This is a genomic window from Prosthecochloris marina (genome assembly GCF_003182595.1).
Classification (GTDB): Bacteria; Bacteroidota; Chlorobiia; order Chlorobiales; family Chlorobiaceae; genus Prosthecochloris; species Prosthecochloris marina.
In genome coordinates, this window is the sequence record NZ_PDNZ01000003.1 from 140345 (window position 1) to 156410 (window position 16066).

The window sequence follows — 16066 nt, forward strand, 5'->3', positions numbered from 1 at the left end:
ATGAAAAAGTAGAGACTGTAAACATTTGGACAAGGTTAAACAATATATTCTCGGCTTTGCCATCGGTGTATCTGCACTGGTTCTAGCCCTTGCGATCATTCTTGCCGTTGTACTTAACAGCGGCTCACTGGATCAACTCGTAAAGCAAAGAGTCATTGATTATTTCAATGGCGAATTTCAAGGAAAACTCAGGATAGAAAAAATCGACCTGCTGTTTCCATCAAAAATCACTCTGCATAAACCGGAACTATACCGCAAAAACGTTGACAAACCGGATATTTCGGCTGAAAAGCTCATAGTAAATCTGAATGTTCTCCGATTACTGTCAAGCACTTCATCGATCACGCTACACTCATTGAAAGCAGATTCACTTTTTTTTCATCTGGAACGTTATTCCGACGGGAAAACGAATATCGAGGATATTTTTGCTCCCAGAAAAGCGGCAGTAACCGAAACCCCGACACTTGAACGCTTTCAATGCGATAACCTTGAAATTTACAACTGTTCGGCTGAATACCTCGATTTCAAGAATAAAGGCAAAGAACCGGATCGTCTGGATATAGAAAACATCAATTTTCGAGGTAAAAGATTCCGCTACTCCCATCAAAACATCAGTGGAATCGTGCGCGAAATCCAGTTTTACGTTCCTCAGTCCAACTTCCAGCTGCGAGAGGGTTCTGCAAAACTTTCCTTTACCAACAAACGTGTTGAAATTCTGGATCTGAAGGCTAAAACCTCCAAAAGCGATGCAGTGCTGTCAATGGGACTCTATGAGTTCGATATTTTTTCTTCCGAGCACGCCGAGCAACACGCAAACAGTCTAGCGATGCTTTCAGTAGTCTCCGCTGCGGTACATACCGATGACCTTGAACTGTTTCTACCGGAAAATCCTCTTCCTTCAGGGCTTTACAGAATTTCCGGTAATGCGGAAGGCCGGCTCAGAAAAATAGATATCGATAACGCAGTTTTGTCGCATAAAAACTCGACCCTAAAGCTGAAAGGAGAATTACTCAATCTCAATCAACCGGAGTTTCTCGGGTTCAGACTCGAGACTGACAGTTCGAGAATTTCCAGAGGTTTCCTGCAAGCAGCTATCACTGATACCACACTGAAATCCCTTGTCAAACCGGCAGGTGATCTTGAAGTGTCCGGTTACGGCCAGGGTAACATGAATGAATTGTATACCGAACTTTCCATCGGCACAGAGGCCGGCGATGCTCGCGTTTCTTTGCAAACAGAAATCACTGAAAACACTCCCGCAAGCTACAATGGAGAGTTCGCTTTTCAGAATTTCGATTTTCATAGATTCCTGGTCGAGGATACAACCACCGCGAGCGGTATAACCTGTACAGGAACTTTTTCCGGAAGCGGCCTCTCTCCACAACCCCTCGAGGCAGCAGTTTCGATCGACTTTCAGGATTCGTATTGGCAACAGCAGGAGCTAACCGAGGGAAACATTGTCCTGACCTATAAGAATAATGTTCTAACAACCGGATGCAGCATTAGCGAAGGCAATACAAATGTTTCGCTGAATGGAAAAATCGACTGGAGCAGCGAGGTCCCCTTTTATGAAGGCAATGGATCCGCCGCTAATATTGATCTCTCAAAAATTCTCAGTTCTGAAAAGGTGCGCTCGAATCTCACCTTTTCAGCTCGTCTCCGAGGGGAACATTTTGATCCTGAAAAACTCAACGGAAACATCTCGATCCTCTTCAACGAGTCGACAGTTAACGATTACAAATTTCGGAATGGTTCAGAACTAACGTTCCAAATCACACAGAAATCGCCCATATCAAGAGTTAACCTCAAAAGCGACTTTCTCGACTTCAGCGCTGAAGGCCAATATACGTTCAGAGAGTTCCTTGCCGGTATAAACCTTACAACTCTTTCGGCAACTCGGGAAATCGCGAAAAACAACATTTGGAGCACAACTCTCCCGGATCCCGCCGCTGAGAGCATTGAAAAAGATTTTTCAGCCGACTATACGCTTACGGTTCGAGACATTTCTCCGCTGGCTGTTTTTTTCCCTCTCGAAAAGTATGAACTTTCAGGCAAGGCCTCGGGAAAATCATACAGAAGCAACGACAACCTCCATTTCACATCTTCGATCAATATTGAAAAGTTAGGCCACGAAACTGCTTTCTCGGTAGACAACACGACGATAACGATAGCTGCGGAGTACAACGATACCGGCTTTATCCGCACATCCGTCGAGGCAAAAGCGTCCATCCTGCAAACAGGTTGGCACAACATCGAACAGCTTTCATTGAAAGCTGATTACGGCAACTCTGGAGTAAGAACCCGTCTTGAACTGGGAGTTCCTGACATCCAGCGCTTATTGTCAGCAGATATAGCGGCTACCCGTAACGGCAACCTTTACAATGTGACACTTAACGATTTCTCAGTAACAGACCCTGGTGGAAATGGGTGGACCGCCAACAAGGGAGCAAAGCTCGATATCGGACGCAACTACTCCCGTCTTTATGAGCTGAAGGCACGCAACAGAGAACAGGCAATCACCTGCAACGGTTTGCTCAGTAATGAGTTAACCGGCCTCTTCGAATGCAGTATTGAAAACCTTGACTTGGAGGAACTTCAGATTTTCTTTCCTGAAGCCACACTCCAGGGCTCGATATCATCCTCACTGCGTATCAGTGGCAGCTCTAATGCAAAAACAGCCACGCTGAAACTTACCGGACAAAACCTCGCCTATGATGATGTGATCATAGGCAGCATCAACCTCCAGGCATCTCACAAAGGTCAACGACTGAACGCTGAATTTACAACCGGGCGCATGTCACCCGAACCGCTCAACGATCTCGAGGGCAACGCGTCGATCCCCCTTAGAATCAACTGGTTCCCTCTGGAATATTCCATTCCAGAAAACCAACCTGTTTCTGCATCGTGTTCTTCCGATCACTTATCCGCAGAAATTCTTGAACTGCTATTACCGTTCTTCGATACTGCAGAAGGCACCATTCCGGCTAAACTCACGGTAAAAGGCGCAACACCCAAGCCGGACATTTATTTCAGCGCGGAACTCATGGATACGGAAATAACCGTAACCCCGACTGAAACGGTCTACCGCCTGTCCGGATCAATCGTCATTACCCCTCAGAAAGCCGATTTCAGGAAAATCACCATCCAAGATGCCGTTGGGGGAACCGGGAGAATCAGCGGATCGGTCGGCATTGAAAACCTTGAAGCAACAACGATCGACTTTGTCGCATCGTTTGAAAATCTTTTACTGTTTAACAAGCAGGACAAAAAAGATGAAACCTCTTTCGGCACCATTACCGGCACATCCGACAAGGTTCGCTTCTATGGCGAGGTTTCCCAACCGATTCTTACCGGCAACCTGCTGATTACCGACGCCAATTTCACACTGTACAGAACAGGTTCCAATGAAAGCGCAAAATACATCGGAGTAGAACGTTTCGTAACATTCGTTCCTCGTCACCCCGAGTCTGTCGACCCTGCAGATGCCGAAGACCCGTCAGAGCTGGAAACTCCTGAATTTTATTACACTCTCATCGATATCATTCAGATTCAAAACCTCAAGCTGCAAAGTGGCGCTCCGCTGAAATACAACATGATATTTGACAGAACACGAAGCGAACAGCTTGAGACCACGTTGCAGAACTTTTCGCTTATCGTCAACAAAAACCAGCAAAGCTATCGTTTATTTGGCTCTGTCAACATCTCTTCGGGTAAGTACAGATTTTCCAACAGCAATTTCGACCTTGAAGATGGCGGCAGAATTGCCTGGAACAACGTCGATATAAGAGATGGCGTCATGGAAAATCTTTTTGGAAGAAAATTCGTCAACGCATCGAACGCACAAACAGGCGAAAGCGATAACGTTCGTCTTCTGCTGGCAATTCAGGGAACGCTGAATAATCCTGATGTCCAAATGGGCTACTATCTTAACGATGATTCACAGCCATATTCTTCTGAAAACATGATTGGCAACCAAAGCAGCAAAATCGATCCGAACGCTGAACTCAATGTAGTTTCACTTCTGCTAACCAAACAGTGGTATGCCCGCCCTGGCAGTCAGGGTAGCCTCGGCAGCGTACCGTTCTCTAGTGTGGGGCTTTCTGCCGGAACCGGTTTGCTTTCATCACAGATCTCCCGGTTTGTCGAAGATTTCGCAGGTTTCGAGAGCTTTAGTGTGAATGTCGGTCTCGACGATCAGGGATCTCTCAGCGGTCTTGAATTTTCATTGGCGTTCCTTGTTCCGGGAACCGGAGGAAAAGTACGGTTCATAGGAACCGGAAGCAGTCCCGACATAGGCAAAACCGCTCTTTTCGACTATTATGGCAACAGCCAGCAACTTGAATACCGTGTCACTCCCAAACTTTTCTTTGAGGCCTACCGCTCATACGGCCTTTTTGGTAACGATGTTACAACAACGAATCTCCTTGAACCCCAGGAAACCTATGGGGTGAGTCTTTCGTACAGAGAACGGTTCTATAACTGGGAACAGTTTTGGGACAGGGTACTTGGCACCGGAAAGGAAAAATAATATTCGGTTTAACCGAACGATACAAGCATTTTACGATGATTCGTGTACATTGTCTGTAACAATGTGCCATATGCCCTGTTAACGGTTTAATATATGATGATAAAACATACATGAACCTAAAAAACAAAAACATTCTACTGGGAATCTGCGCCGGCATTGCCGCCTACAAAATACCAGCACTTATCCGGCTCCTGAAAAAACAGGGAGCAAACGTTCGGGTTCTGGCTACACAGGCAGCCACCAGATTCGTAACTGAACTTACTCTGTCAACCTTGTCACAGGAACCGGTATACACCGATATTTTCCCTGATAGTTTTTCAACAGAAGAAGACTGGACAAAACACATTTCAATGGGAGAGTGGGCTGACATGTATGTCATTGCACCTGCTACTGCAAACACTATTGCAAAACTCAGTGCAGGCATATGTGATGATATGCTATCAGCTTCTTTTATCACACTTCGTCCGAACAAACCGAAACTTATTTTTCCCGCAATGGATGGCGAAATGTTCACATCAGCATCGGTTCAGAGAAACCTTGCCTGGCTCTCGAGGAATGGCTGCACAGTCATCAACCCTGAGAGCGGTGAACTTGCATCAGGCCAATGCGGAACAGGAAGAATGCCTGAACCCGAAGCAATCGTAAAAATTATTGAAACAACTGAAACAACTGTTGAAGCAACACCCCGTCTCTCGAAACTTCAGGAAAAATCCATTGTCATAACTGCGGGACCAACAAGAGAAAAAATCGATGATGTACGTTTTATCTCCAACTATTCCTCGGGAAAAATGGGATTTGCTCTTGCCACATCTGCAGCAAAGAGAGGAGCGAAGGTAACGTTGGTCACCGGCCCGGTTCACTTGCCGACCCCAGAAGGTGTTGACCGGCTGGATATAGAAAGCACCGAAGAAATGGACCTTGCTGTAAAAGAACACTATCAGTCCTGTGATATTTTTATAGGAGCTGCTGCAGTAGCAGACTACAGGCCCGCAAATTATGTTACCGGCAAGCTCAAAAAAAACAGCAAAACCATGGAAATTAATCTTGTCAGAAACCCTGATATTCTTGCTGGTTTCTCAAAACAGAAAAAAAAGCACCAAATCGCAATCGGCTTTTCTCTTGAAACCGCAGGAAACCTCGATAACGCTAAGGAAAAATTGGAGCAGAAGCAACTGGACCTGGTTGCTTACAACACGTTTGACGGCAAAACATCAGGTTTCGAAGTCGACACCAATATTTTGACACTGATAGACAAGCATATGAACGTCTACGAACTGCCGTTACTCGGTAAACACGAAGCTGCTGAACGAATGCTCGATATCGTCGAAGAACTCATAAACAGCGACAAGTAACAAAAACGCCGGTTAAGTTTGCTGGCTATCCAGCTATCAAGCATTGACCATAAACAGAAACCTTTTCTATACGCCAATCATGCAGGGATCTCTCTTTGAAGATGATAGCTCCATTAACGCACAAAAGGAATCTGCAGCTCGATTCCGGGACTTAAACGACCTTTACGAACAGTCAAAAGACTGTACCAAATGCCGCCTTGCCGAAACCCGCAACAATTTTGTATTTGGAGAAGGAAACCCTAAGGCTCAAATTGTAGTCATAGGAGAAGCCCCCGGAGCCGAAGAAGATGCACAGGGACGGCCTTTCGTAGGACGCTCTGGAAAACTTCTGGACAAAATACTCGAAGCGATCGGTTTTTCGAGAGAAGATGTGTTTATTTGCAATATCATCAAGTGTCGTCCTCCAGAAAATCGCAACCCGAACCTTGATGAAATCCAGAGTTGCATGCCTTGGCTGAAAATTCAGTTGCAGTTGATTAAACCAAAAGTTCTATTGCTCTTGGGAAGGGTAGCGGCAAACACGGTACTGGATAACAAACAGTCTATGGCAAACCTCAGGGGCAGGATTCTTCGATGGAACGGTTACGATGTCATCGTAACATATCATCCGGCCGCTCTTTTACGCAATCCGAACTGGAAACGCCACTGCTGGGAAGACGTAAAGATGCTTCGGAGTCATTATGATAACATGTGTTGAACAGGTTCGATGTTATATTAAAAGTTAAATTGAAAAATTGAACATGTAGTGCCGATGTTCCTTGTTTGGCTGCTTGCAGAAGGAAATTGGCGAGCAGAACAGTTTATTGATCGAATATAGAGAAGATTACTGATACTTACTGACGATTGTTGACAAGGTTATCACGTAGTACCATGAAGCAAGCAACGGCCAGAAAACATAACAAACCTCGGCTTGACCTGAGCAAGGATATCGATTTTTCGCAGGAAAGCAGGATCCCCCCTTACTCTACAGAAATAGAGCAGGAAGTATTGGCCTGTATTCTGCTTGAAGGAGAACCTATCGAACAGGTCATTCAGATTTTCGGTGAAAGTGGAGAAAAGGTGTTTTACGAGCAGCGTCATCAACTTATTTACAAGGCGATGCTTTCACTCTATCAGAAACGACAGGCCATAGACATCATTACCGTCAGCGAGGAACTATCCCGCATGAACGAACTTGCAAACGTCGGTGGCCGACAATACCTCGCAGAGCTCACCAACAAGGTTGTCAGTTCCGCAAACATCGAGTATTACGCCAAACTTGCCAAGGAAAAATACCTTTACCGGAAACTTATCTCTATTTCATCTCATATATCCAGTGCATCGTACAGCTCCACCATAGATGTTTTCGATCTCGTTGAACTTGCATCACAGCAGTTCTTCAGCATATCCCAGGCCGGCATAAAGAAAAAAGCCTCGAATATCAAGGAATTGCTGAAAAACGCAACAAGGATGCTCGAGTCCCTAAGTTCATCACAGACTTCGGTAACCGGAACGTCATCTGGTTTTTCAGAACTCGATGATCTGACCGCAGGCTTCCAGCCATCGGATCTTATCATCATAGCCGCACGCCCCTCTGCTGGCAAAACAGCATTTTCCCTGGCCCTTGCCAGAAATGCTGCAGTTGATTTCGACACCCCAGTATTGTTCTTCAGCCTTGAAATGGCTGAAATTCAGCTTGCCGTAAGGCTCATGTGCGCTGAAGCCTATGTTGAATCGCAGGCAGTCAGAACAGGTAGAATAACCCCTGAAATGATGGGCAAGATCATCAACAGTATGGACGCCCTTGCCGACTCCAAACTCTTTATCGACGATACACCTGGCATCTCGATCATGGAGCTTATGGCAAAAGCCAGAAGGATGAAGCAGGAACACAACATCGGTATGGTTGTCGTCGATTATCTTCAGCTGGTTACTCCTGTCCGGGATGGTAAATCAAATCGTGAACAGGAAATAGCCCAGATTTCACGATCTCTTAAAGCTCTTGCCAAGGAGCTTAACATTCCGATCATCTCACTTGCCCAGCTTAACCGCTCGGTTGAACAGCGTTCAGGGGACAGACGCCCTCAGTTAAGTGACCTCAGAGAATCGGGCTCCATAGAACAGGATGCAGATGTGGTCATGTTTTTATCCCGACCGGAAATGTATGGCAAAAGCACCTTCGACGATGGTACATCAACGAAAGATATCATCGAAATTATCATTGGCAAGCAGAGAAATGGTCCGATTGGAGACATTCGACTCCGGTTCCTGAAAAACTACGGCCGCTTTCTTTCCACAGCAAACGTTTACAGCATGGACAATTATGGAGAAGCGACCTCCAATGGGCCGGAGAACACGACGAAACCGCCGCCTCCACAACTACAGCCTCCGTTGCCGGAACCGCCATCTCCACCAGGCTCAGAAGGCTCGTCGCCAGACACATTTATTGCACCTGACGATGCACCGTTCTGAGTACATTGAACATCAACAAGCCAAAGCCAGTAAGCCTGCATTTCGGTGGGCTTTGGCAAGAATAAAAAACGGGCTATAGTAAAGTCATTGTGTTATGAACGACCAACAACACCTCCCGGACAATCAGTCGCAAGAACATGTATTTCACGGTATCGGAGCCTCGAAAGGCATTGCTATCGGACCTGCCTATCTTTTTGTTCACAAAGAGATTGAGAACTCTTATGACAAACTGGAACCGGAAAAATTAGAACATGAAATAGAAAAGTTTCTTGAGGCGCTGCAGCGATCAGAAAAAGAACTGGAAAAAATCGAACGGGTCACAACACAAAAACTTGGGCAGGCATATTCAGATCTTTTTCGGGCACAGATCATGTTGCTTCACGATCAGGTATTGATAGAAAGTATTATCAGGCGAATCCGTGATGAGAAGAAACCGGCACAATTGGTCATTGACGAAGAGTTTGATAATTACCTTGAGCATTTCAAAAAATCATCTGAATTGCTGTTTCAGGAAAGGGCCCAGGATCTTGTCGACATTAAAAACCGGATTATCAGAAACCTTCACAACCAAAAACTGCAATCGAAGATACCCGAAGGCATGATCATAGTCTCTACTTGCCTTTCTCCTGCCGATATCATTTTGTTCAGCAGAAACAACGTCAAAGGATTCGTCACCGAAACAGGAGGCATAACATCCCACATTTCTCTTATCTGTAAATCACTGAATATCCCGATCATCGTCGGACTCAGCAATTTCACCCAAAAGATATCTATGGGAACCCCTCTTGTTATCAATGGTGGTGATGGAACAGCGATCGCTTACCCTGATGAGGGCACTGTCAGAAATTATATGGATAAAATGACAGAAGAATCGAAAATAGAAGCTGTTGCCAGCAAACTTGCAAACGCTCCTGCTGTAACGAAATGTGGCATAAGGTTACATTTTTATTCAAATATCGACGTCAAGGAGGAAATCCCATCCATACGTTCTGCCGGTGCTGAAGGGGTGGGACTTTTCAGAAGCGAAAACCTCTTTATCGATAACACCAAACCGCCAAGGGAAACAGAACAAACCGAATACTACAGGGAAATGGCCGAAGCCCTTAACCCTGAACCGCTTGTCATACGCCTGTTTGACATTGGGGGGGATAAACTGATCTACTCCCCGATCAGCGAACCCAACCCGAACCTTGGCTGGAGAGGCATACGAATATTGATAGACGTACCGGAAATCCTTGACGCTCAGCTCCGAGCCATTTTAAAAGCCAACGGATCGGAAAACATACAGATTCTACTACCCATGATCTCTTCACTTGACGAAATCATGGCTATACGGGACACACTCGAAAAACATGTCACAGAGCTTGATAAATCCGAGATCCGTTTCACGAAACCCGAACTCGGTGCCATGATTGAAATACCTGCAGCGGTAGAAATCATCGATGAAATCACCAAAGCCGTCGATTTTATCAGCATAGGCACAAACGACCTGACACAATACACACTAGCCGTAGACAGAAACAACGAAATCGTTCAGGATCTTTTCGATAAATTTCATCCGGCAATACTTCGGCAGTTGCACAGGATTATCACTACCGCATGCAGCAATAACTGTCGTGTATCACTCTGCGGCGACATGGGCTCGGACCCCCTTGCACTGCCGTTCCTGGTTGGGTGCGGCTTGAAAGAGTTCAGCGTCGTAAGTGCCGATATTCCTCAGTTAAAAGCATTGGCCCGTCGTTTTACCGTCGATGAAACGAGAGAACTCGTCAAAGATTGCCTCAGCTTGCCAACAGCATCGAAAATAAAAGACAGACTGAAAAAATTCCAGGCTAACCTTACGGTTACGCAGGCAGAAGAAACAGGTGACAAATAAACACTGCTCCACTAAAACCCTCGCAGATCTTCGATGGTTGCAGCACGGCGTTCAGCAGCAAAATAATCTTGTACAAACCGCTCTTCCTTTACCTGCTCGAGCATGGCGCGCAGCATGTTTTTCCTGGACTCCAGATCATTCTTTTCATAGGTCTTTTTATGAAGCAGAATCAATGCTCTCCCGTCGGAAATCGCTACAGGTTTCGACACACTTCCTGGTTCCATACCGATTATGGCTTCCATCAACCGGATATCCCTGCCATAACCGGGAATCTCTTGTTCATTGAAACGAATATTCTCAGCTGTGACAACCGATACACCATCAAGAGCTCCGGCAACAGCATCGAGGTTACCGTTTTTTTCTTCGAGTAAAGCGGAAAGCTTTTGATCGAGAGCTTCACCTTTTTTTCTTGTCAATAGCTCGGAACGAATGACGCCCTGCAGTTCCTCATCCAGTTTTCTATATCCTGAATCATTGTTTCCTGAAACCTGCATAACCAGAAAGCCGGAATCAGTCTGAATGACATCCGAAACAGCCCCCTTTGAAGAAGTGAATGCAAATCTTGTAATGGTGTTATTATAACCTATCTCCGGAATCATATCTGTTTTTGTAACATAGCCGGTTGTATGCTGGTCAATCCCGAGCGTCTCGGCAGCCCGATCAAAACCGTTCTCTTCCGCCTCTATCTGGAATTCCGCAGCCTTGCGCCGTGCATTTTCAAGAGTAGCGTCCGAAGGCCTGATGTTCCTGACAATTTCAGAACAGGTAATTGTTTTCGTATCTCTACCGGTAACACTGATAATGTGGAGGCCATACCTGGTTTCAACAGGTCCGATAAGAGAGCCCGTAGTTGCACCAAAAACTGCTTCATCAAACTCGGGCACCATGGTATTTCTGGCAAACCAACCGAGATCCCCGCCCTGAGATGACGAACCTTCATCTTGTGAATACTGTTCGGCAAGATCGGCAAATCTTTTCCCTGCACGTATATCCTGCAGTATCACGGCAGCGGTTTCGCGAGCTGCAGCTTCACCCGTAGCATCTCCCTCCTCGAAAGGAATCAGAATATGCGAGGCTCTGGCAACAGGCTCACCATTGGAAACATCCTTAACCTTTATCAGTCGGTAAGCGTTACGATCTGCAACCGGACCGATTATCCCACCTGCTTCGAGACGGCTTTCATCAAAGACATAATCCCCAGCTTCTACCGAAAAATCCGCTCGGGAATACCTTTTGTCAAACGCATCGGATCGGTCACTTTGAAGATTCACAAATGCACTGTCGTCATCGGCTTCAGCAAAATTCACAGCAAGCGATTCGAGTTCGTTTTTGACTGACATACTGTCACGACTCGAGGGAACTGCTGAAAAAACAGCATAATCCAGGGCTCTTGTTGGTTCCTGGCGAAACATTTCCCGATTTTCATTGTAATAGTCTTCAACCTCCTTATCGGTAACCGTAAAAAGCGTGTCATTACCGGCCATGCTATAGGGAACTGGGATGAAAGATGCCGAAAATGAGCCCAACTCCCGATCAACAACAGCCTCGAGTTCTGCATCGGAAACCCGCACCATTCTATTGAGGGTTTGCTGGAGTTTCTTTTCCACCAACTCTCCCCTGATAATATCTTCGATCCTTATCCAGATCTCTTTGTTTTCCGGTGCCATCCTTGCTTTTTCAAGTTTTTCGCGATCGATTGAACCGGTTTCCTGATCGAAAAAATTCTGAACGATAACCATCGGAGGGTTGTCACTCTCGACTGCTGCAACGACTTCTTCATCGCTGACACGAATATTGTATTTCTCCAATTGCTCTTCGAGAATGATCTGGTTGACAACAATATCCCAGGCCCTTTGGCGCAGCTCTCTTTCGACAGCATCGGTAAGCTCTGCCTGCAATGCCTGACTCCTGAAATTATCAACAAGACTCTCATACACTCTTTCATAATGCCGATATTCGATCGGTTTTCCATTAACCTTGCCCGCCAGAGCTCCTCCTCCGGAAAAACCGTTAAAATTCATCCCCCATTCAAACACAATAAGGGCAATAAATGCTGCCACTAACGCGTAAAGAACAAAATGCAGCTTCTCCCTTATCCCTGTTATAACTCCCATGTCACAACGATTTTCTGGTTATTCAGTTTTATTTTGTTTTGCCAACTATACGCAAAGCATTCAAGTGAAATCCCGGCAGCTCTCCACTGCCGGCTGACGAACTATCCATCTCTCCAACCCTCTTTACCAACCAGAGGAACAAAGACAAATGTGTGAAACTCCTCACGGCCGAATGTGCCTCCTCTGCAAGTCATCACCGTCATTCTTTGCCCTGCACTGTTTCCGACGGGAATGACCATAACTCCTCCACCAGCAAGCTGCGCCAGAAGCGTATGCGGTGGTTCAGGAGCACCGGCGGTTACAATGATCCCATTGTACGGAGCATGATCACTCCAGCCAAGAGTACCATCGCCAAGGCGTTGTCGAATATTCAGACCGAGCAGACTGAATATCCCGGATGACCGCTCGAAAAGCTCCGGTATCCGCTCGACAGTATATACGGAATATCCTATACAATCGAGAATCGCTGCCTGGTACCCCGATCCTGTACCAATCTCAAGCACTTTCCCCCCCGAACAGCGCTCTACCAGCATCGAAGTCATATATGCCACGGTAAAAGGCTGTGAAATGGTCTGACCGCAACCGATTGGAAAGGCACAGTCGTCGTATGCATAATCCCGATCTTTCAGATCGAAAAAAAGATGTCGTTCGACTGAGAGAAAAGCATCCAGAACCCGGGAGTTGTTTATTCCATAGCGCCTCAACTGCTCGACCATCTCGCAACGGCGCTTTTTATAGGTACGAGCATCCTGTTCTTCAGCCATGAGTTCTTTTCCGGTAGTTCAAAAACATGTAGTTTCCCGAATATCATGAACCTCATCTTTTCAACCATGCCGATAACATGTTTCGGGGACAGTCCCCGACAGGGGACTTATGCACTTTTCATACTCCTTTCAAAGAAACTGAACCTCAGCTTCGGCAGATTTCTTGGAGGCAGAAAGATCCCTCTCGACCCAGGCTTCTATCTCTACGTAGGTTCCGCTCTTGGCAACGACCCGGCATCCATGCCACTGGCAAGGCGCCTTGTCCGTCACGCTTCCCGTTCCAGCGGCAAACCTCCTCATAAAATAAGGAGTCAGATGATCCGTTTTTTCAAGAACAACAACCTTGCCACATCTAATTTACAACCACCTACCGGTAAAAAACTTCATTGGCACATCGACTACCTGCTCGACAACAGATACGCCCAGATCATCAACATCTCTATCATCCGTTCTCCTCTCAGACTGGAAAGCACTGTCTCCGATTTTGCAGAGTCACTTGACGAAACGTTCATCATCGCACCAAAGCTTGGTGCGGGAGACACCACAAGAGGCACTCACCTTCTCGGAGTCAGAAACCCCGAGACCTGTATCTGCGCTTTCGAGCAGAAAGTAACGTCATACTTGCAAGAGCTGAAAGAACACTCATCCGTCATCGAGTAAAGCCACGCCCCACCCGATGGGGCATCCATGTAATCCTGCGACACCATTGAATCACCGGTTCGAACCTTATAAAACACTACTTCAATAAACATCAGCATTATTCTTCACTTCCCAAGCAACGCTCCCACAAATTTTCCTCGATCGAATATCTGAAGGTCATCGATCTTTTCCCCAACGCCGATATATTTTACCGGTAACCCAAGCTCCCTGGATATCGAGAGCACAATCCCGCCTTTTGCCGTTCCATCGAGCTTGGTAACGATCAAACCGGTGACATTGACACATTTTGTAAATTCTTTGGCTTGCGAAACAGCATTCTGACCGGTCGTACCGTCAAGCACCAGCAACACTTCATGAGGAGCATCCGGAACTTTCTTTTTTGCCACTCTCATGATTTTAGCGAGTTCCTCCATGAGATGGGCCTTGTTATGCAATCGGCCCGCCGTATCAACAAGCACAACATCGGCACCCTTCGCAGCAGCAGAGCTGACAGCATCAAAAACAACAGATGCCGGATCAGCATTTTGTCCCTGGCTTACCATCGGAACCCCTGCCCTGTCAGCCCATATCTGCAGCTGCTGTACCGCTGCCGCACGAAACGTATCCGCTGCTGCGATGATAACTCTTTTTCCTGCCTTATTATAGTTATGAGCAAGTTTTGCAATACTGGTTGTTTTACCTACACCGTTGACTCCGACAATGAGAATTACATAGGGTTTTGCCGGTAAGGCTGCATCAAAATCCACAGGATGCGATTCAGACGTATCCAGCAGCATCTCCTCCATCACCCGCATCAACATCCCGTTAAGCTCATCTTCAGAATGATAGGTTTCCTTCTCCGCTTTTTCGGTAATGCGATCAACTATGCTGAGCGTCGTTTCGACCCCTACATCCGCTGCAATGAGTATATTTTCAAGCTCTTCGAGAAACTCCTCGTCAATATCGGTCCTTCCCTGGGTGATCCTGGATATATTCTCACGAATGGATTCACGAGTTTTTGTCAATCCTTCCTTGAGCCGTGATAATTTTAGCTTGTCAAAGAAACCCATATGAAAAACAAATTGTCTATGTTATCTACAAGAACGCTGTTGCTATTTTTCCACCAAGAACTTGAATTTACTGAAAATGTCTTTTAAACCTATTTCCGATATCGGTGAATTTGGCCTTATTGAACGCATATCCTCGATCGTTGCTCCAACCTGTGAAACCAAACCAAGACTTCTTGAAGGCATTGGAGACGATTGTGCCGTCTACGAGTTGTCTTCTTCGACTGTCCAGGTTGCAACCACGGATCTGTTGCTCGAACAGGTTCATTTCGATCTTTTGACAACCCCTCTTCAGCATCTTGGCAGCAAAGCGATCAGCGTCAACGTTTCGGACATCTGCGCAATGAATGCAAAGCCCAGCTATGCTCTGGTTTCGATCGCTCTTCCGTCGAAAGCATCGGTTGAATTTGTCGAGACCGTTTACAGCGGCATGAGCGAAACCGCTACACGCTACAACACAGCCCTGGCAGGTGGAGATACGTCAGCCTCTTCAGGAGGTATTGTCATATCCGTCATGGTTGCAGGAGAAGCGGAAAAAGAAAGAATATCCTACCGAAAAGGCGCCGAACCAGGAAACCTCATCTGTGTAACAGGCTCTCTTGGAGGTGCCGCTGCCGGCCTTAAAGTACTCATGCGTGAAAAAAACATCATGCTGGAACATATCAAGCATGGGGAAAAATACGATAAGGATGTCATGAGCAATCTCGAAGAGTACAATGATGCAATACGCCAACAGTTGCTCCCCTCGGCACGAATCGACATCGTAGAGTTCTTCCACCGGCACGACATCACGCCAACCTCGATGATAGACATATCGGACGGTTTAGCTTCCGACCTTGCCCATATCTGCAAACGCTCGGGAGTCGGAGCGCACATCGAAGAAGGCCGTATTCCCATTCTTTCCCAGGCCCGGCACATTGCCGACGAGTTCCAGGACGATGCCGTTAACTACGCATTGAGCGGAGGAGAAGACTACGAGCTTCTCTTCACTTTGAAAGAAGAACACTTTTCCGCAATCGCATCACATCCGGATATCACCGTTATCGGTAAAATCACCCCTGCAGAAAAAGGGCTGCTGCTTTCCGACATCTACGGTATGAACATCGACCTCAAAACCATTGGAGGATTCAACCATTTTCGGAAAAAAGCACAGGGCTGACCAATCGAAGTATCTTTTCGATATCAAGGGGCATGACTTTCTACACAGACATCCTGCATCTTTTTGCGAATTCCCCTGAAGATATTAAATTGCTCGTCCATTAATGCAGCTGAGTG

The 16066-nt window shown here is 46.4% G+C and carries 10 protein-coding genes; 7 read left to right on the forward strand and 3 right to left on the reverse strand.

Features of this window, described 5'->3' with window-relative positions:
* Positions 1-25: 25 nt before the first annotated feature.
* From CR164_RS04960 to ptsP, 5 genes are all read left to right on the forward strand, one after another.
* Positions 26-4528: a translocation/assembly module TamB domain-containing protein gene (locus CR164_RS04960; protein ID WP_110022832.1), complete on the forward strand. Its 4503-nt coding sequence runs from the start codon at positions 26-28 to the stop codon at positions 4526-4528.
* Between the two features lie 110 nt (positions 4529-4638).
* Complete coding sequence (gene coaBC / locus CR164_RS04965; protein ID WP_110022833.1) at positions 4639-5880, forward strand: bifunctional phosphopantothenoylcysteine decarboxylase/phosphopantothenate--cysteine ligase CoaBC; 1242 nt, start codon at positions 4639-4641, stop codon at positions 5878-5880.
* A gap of 79 nt (positions 5881-5959) precedes the next feature.
* Positions 5960-6577 carry a uracil-DNA glycosylase gene (locus tag CR164_RS04970; RefSeq protein ID WP_110022834.1) on the forward strand — a complete coding sequence of 206 codons (618 nt, stop codon included), beginning with the start codon at positions 5960-5962 and terminating at the stop codon, positions 6575-6577.
* 173 nt (positions 6578-6750) lie between these two features.
* The gene (gene dnaB, locus CR164_RS04975; RefSeq protein ID WP_110022835.1) at positions 6751-8331 is read left to right on the forward strand and encodes a replicative DNA helicase; all 1581 of its coding nucleotides are present in this window, start codon (positions 6751-6753) and stop codon (positions 8329-8331) included.
* 94 nt (positions 8332-8425) lie between these two features.
* A complete protein-coding gene (gene ptsP / locus CR164_RS04980) occupies positions 8426-10207 on the forward strand; it encodes a phosphoenolpyruvate--protein phosphotransferase (RefSeq protein WP_110022836.1) in 1782 nt (593 codons plus the stop codon).
* A gap of 11 nt (positions 10208-10218) precedes the next feature.
* On the opposite strand, the gene CR164_RS04985 is transcribed toward ptsP, so the two are convergent.
* Positions 10219-12321 carry a peptidylprolyl isomerase gene (locus tag CR164_RS04985; protein ID WP_110022837.1) on the reverse strand — a complete coding sequence of 701 codons (2103 nt, stop codon included), beginning with the start codon at positions 12319-12321 and terminating at the stop codon, positions 10219-10221.
* 101 nt (positions 12322-12422) lie between these two features.
* A complete protein-coding gene (locus CR164_RS04990) occupies positions 12423-13085 on the reverse strand; it encodes a protein-L-isoaspartate(D-aspartate) O-methyltransferase (protein ID WP_110022838.1) in 663 nt (220 codons plus the stop codon).
* Positions 13086-13130: 45 nt separating this feature from the next.
* On the opposite strand from CR164_RS04990, the gene CR164_RS04995 reads away from it, so the two are divergent.
* Positions 13131-13745, forward strand: a complete 615-nt coding sequence (locus CR164_RS04995) for a GIY-YIG nuclease family protein (protein ID WP_239994464.1) — start codon at positions 13131-13133, stop codon at positions 13743-13745.
* A gap of 104 nt (positions 13746-13849) precedes the next feature.
* Here CR164_RS04995 and ftsY read toward each other — a convergent pair whose 3' ends face one another.
* Positions 13850-14794 (reverse strand): signal recognition particle-docking protein FtsY, encoded by a 945-nt coding sequence (ftsY, locus tag CR164_RS05000; RefSeq protein ID WP_110022839.1) that lies wholly within the window; start codon positions 14792-14794, stop codon positions 13850-13852.
* A 76-nt stretch (positions 14795-14870) separates the two neighbouring features.
* Between ftsY and thiL the strand changes: the two genes are divergently transcribed.
* The gene (thiL, locus tag CR164_RS05005; RefSeq protein ID WP_110022840.1) at positions 14871-15950 is read left to right on the forward strand and encodes a thiamine-phosphate kinase; all 1080 of its coding nucleotides are present in this window, start codon (positions 14871-14873) and stop codon (positions 15948-15950) included.
* Positions 15951-16066: the final 116 nt, after the last annotated feature.

Coding starts and splice junctions, on each gene's coding strand:
- coaBC (WP_110022833.1), top strand. CDS start 4,639: ATGAACCTAAAAAACAAAAACATTCTACTGGGAATCTGCGCCGGCATT.
- CR164_RS04970 (WP_110022834.1), top strand. CDS start 5,960: ATGCAGGGATCTCTCTTTGAAGATGATAGCTCCATTAACGCACAAAAG.
- dnaB (WP_110022835.1), top strand. CDS start 6,751: ATGAAGCAAGCAACGGCCAGAAAACATAACAAACCTCGGCTTGACCTG.
- ptsP (WP_110022836.1), top strand. CDS start 8,426: ATGAACGACCAACAACACCTCCCGGACAATCAGTCGCAAGAACATGTA.
- CR164_RS04985 (WP_110022837.1), bottom strand. CDS start 12,321: ATGGGAGTTATAACAGGGATAAGGGAGAAGCTGCATTTTGTTCTTTAC.
- CR164_RS04990 (WP_110022838.1), bottom strand. CDS start 13,085: ATGGCTGAAGAACAGGATGCTCGTACCTATAAAAAGCGCCGTTGCGAG.
- CR164_RS04995 (WP_239994464.1), top strand. CDS start 13,131: ATGAACCTCATCTTTTCAACCATGCCGATAACATGTTTCGGGGACAGT.
- ftsY (WP_110022839.1), bottom strand. CDS start 14,794: ATGGGTTTCTTTGACAAGCTAAAATTATCACGGCTCAAGGAAGGATTG.
- thiL (WP_110022840.1), top strand. CDS start 14,871: ATGTCTTTTAAACCTATTTCCGATATCGGTGAATTTGGCCTTATTGAA.